At 63.9% G+C, this 651-nt stretch carries 1 protein-coding gene; it reads left to right on the top strand.

Going from position 1 to position 651, the window contains the following annotated elements:
* The coding region (locus ET21_RS0112530; RefSeq protein WP_030539981.1) for an IS3 family transposase at positions 1–612 on the top strand (612 nt) is incomplete at its 5' end.
* Positions 613–651: the final 39 nt, after the last annotated feature.

Genomic DNA, 651 nt, shown 5'->3' with positions numbered 1-651 from the left:
GTGATCCGTGGCAAGCCGGTGCGTACGACGATCAGCGATCGGTCGGCGCCATGCCCGCTCGATCGGGTGAACCGGCAGTTCCGCGCGCCAGCGCCCAACATGCTCTGGGTCTCTGACTTCACCTATGTCGCGACCTGGGCCGGGTTCGTCTACGTCGCGTTCGTCATCGATACGTTCGCCCGCCGGATCGTTGGCTGGCGCGTATCTCGCACCGCTCACGCCAGCTTCGTACTGGATGCGCTTGAGCAGGCGCTTCATGATCGCCGACCGACGCGCAGCGGCGGTCTCATCCATCACTCAGATCGCGGCAGCCAGTACGTCTCGATCAGATACTCCGAGCGCCTCGCCGAAGCGGGGATCGAACCCTCGGTCGGTAGCGTCGGCGACAGTTACGACAACGCCTTGGCCGAGACGATCAACGGCCTTTACAAGGCCGAGGTGATCCATCGGCGAGGACCATGGCGCTCGTTCGAAGCCGTGGAATACGCGACCCTCGAATGGGTGGACTGGTTCAACCACCGCCGCCTGCTCGAGCCGATCGGCAATATCCCGCCCGCCGAAGCCGAAGAACGATATTACGCTGCCATCGCCGCTATGGATGTGGCGGCGTGACTCAAACCAACCAGCCTCCGGCAAACCCGGCGCGGTTCA

Source organism: Sphingobium sp. DC-2 (assembly GCF_000722555.1).
Lineage (GTDB): Bacteria > Pseudomonadota > Alphaproteobacteria > Sphingomonadales > Sphingomonadaceae > Sphingobium > Sphingobium quisquiliarum.
The sequence above is the reverse complement of the archived record's forward strand: the minus strand, read 5'-3'. Positions and strand labels throughout refer to the sequence as shown.